The sequence below is a fragment of the Mycobacterium sp. E1715 genome (assembly GCF_001667625.1).
Taxonomy (GTDB): domain Bacteria; phylum Actinomycetota; class Actinomycetes; order Mycobacteriales; family Mycobacteriaceae; genus Mycobacterium.
Genome location: NZ_LZJJ01000362.1, coordinates 1 through 1,715 on the forward strand (window position 1 = coordinate 1; position 1,715 = coordinate 1,715).

Annotated in this window: 1 protein-coding gene; it reads right to left on the bottom strand. The window is 68.6% G+C overall.

Annotation, left to right across the window (positions count from 1 at the left end):
* A partial coding sequence (locus A9X03_RS18025) for an amino acid adenylation domain-containing protein (protein ID WP_156746593.1) occupies positions 1-1,715 on the bottom strand: 1,715 nt, incomplete at both ends.

Genomic DNA, 1,715 nt, shown 5'->3' on the forward strand with positions numbered 1-1,715 from the left:
CCCGCCGTCAACCCCGACCGACCCGCATACCCACACGCCACACCCCGACCCGCCACATACAACTCACCGACCACACCTACCGGCACCGGCCGGAGCCACTTGTCCAGCACGAACAGCGCCGCGCCGGGTATCGGCGAGCCGATCGGCGGTGTCCCGCTCCACGCGGCCAGCGGCCTGGTCATCGCCGCGTACATCGTGGTCTCGGTGGGGCCGTATTGGTTGACCATCACCCGCCCGGGCGCCCACCGATCCACCACCTCGGGCGGGCACGGCTCCCCACCCATCACCAGCGTCGCCACCGAGTCCAACCCCTGGGGCGACAAGGCCGCCACGGCCGACGGTGTGTGACTCAGCACGTTGACCTGCTCGCGAATCAGCATGGTGCGCAGGTCTTCTGGTGAGCGGACCACCGCGTCGGGCACGATCACCAACCGGCCGCCGTGCAGCAGCGACCCGAAGATCTCCCACACCGAGAAGTCGAAGGCCAACGAGTGACACTGCGACCACACCCGGCCCAGCGCCAGCTCGTCGTGCACCGACTCCAGCAACTGGGTGACGTTGTGATGGGTGACGGCCACGCCCTTGGGCACCCCGGTCGTGCCCGAGGTGTAGATGATGTACGCGACGTCCGCGGACGACGGCGCCGACAGCGCGTCGGCCGATTGTGTCGCGATTTCCGGGTCGTCGAATTCGATGACCGCCAGGTCCGACCCGTCGAGCCGCGATCGCACGCCCGCGGTGGTGACGGCGGCGATCGGTAGGGCGTCGGTGAGCATGAACTCGATGCGGGCCGCCGGCAGTGCCGGGTCGATGGGCAGGTAGGCCGCGCCGGTCTTGAGCACGGCCAAAATCGCCACCACGGCCTGGGCCGAGCGCTCGGCCAACAACCCCACACACTCCCCCGGACCGGCACCATACTCAACCAACAAGCGCGCCAACCGATTCGACGCCTCATCCACCTCGCCATACGTCCACGACCCGCCCCCACAACTGACCGCCACCGCCTCCGGGGCACGATCCACCTGCGCGGAGAACAGCTCCGGAATCGACACCGCCACCGGGACCGGCCCGCTCAACACCGCCCGATTACCGATCACCTCAAGACGCGCACGCTCGGCCTCATCCAGCACCTCGATCGACGAGATACGCCGCGCGGAGTCGGCGGTCATGGTGACCAACACGTCGTGCAGTTGCGCGGCCAGGGCCTCGACGCGGGCGGTGTTGTACACGTCGGTGCGGAACTCCACCGCCCCCCCGATGCCGGCGGGCTGCCCGTCCTCGGTCCAGCGCTCGGCCAGCGAGAACACCAGATCCATTCGGGCGACCTGGGTGTCGACGGGCTCCGGCGTGACCCGCACGTCTCCCAGCGCCAGCCCGGCGGCCGGACCGTCATGCTGCCAGGGCAGGTTCTGCCAGGCCAAGACGACTTGGATCAGGGGGTGGTGGGTCAGGCTGCGGGTGGGGTGCAGCCGTTCGACGAGGACTTCGAAGGGCACATCCTGGTGCTCATAGGCGGCCAGGCTGCGCTGTCGTACCTGGGCCAACACCTTAGCCACGGTCGGATTTCCACCCAGGTTGGTGCGCAACACCAGCGTGTTGACGAAAAATCCGACCAACTCATCAAGCGCGGGATCACGGCGCCCGGCGATCGGAAAGCCCACCGCCACATCCGAAGTCGCCCCCAACTTCCCCAACACCACCGCCAACGCGGCCTG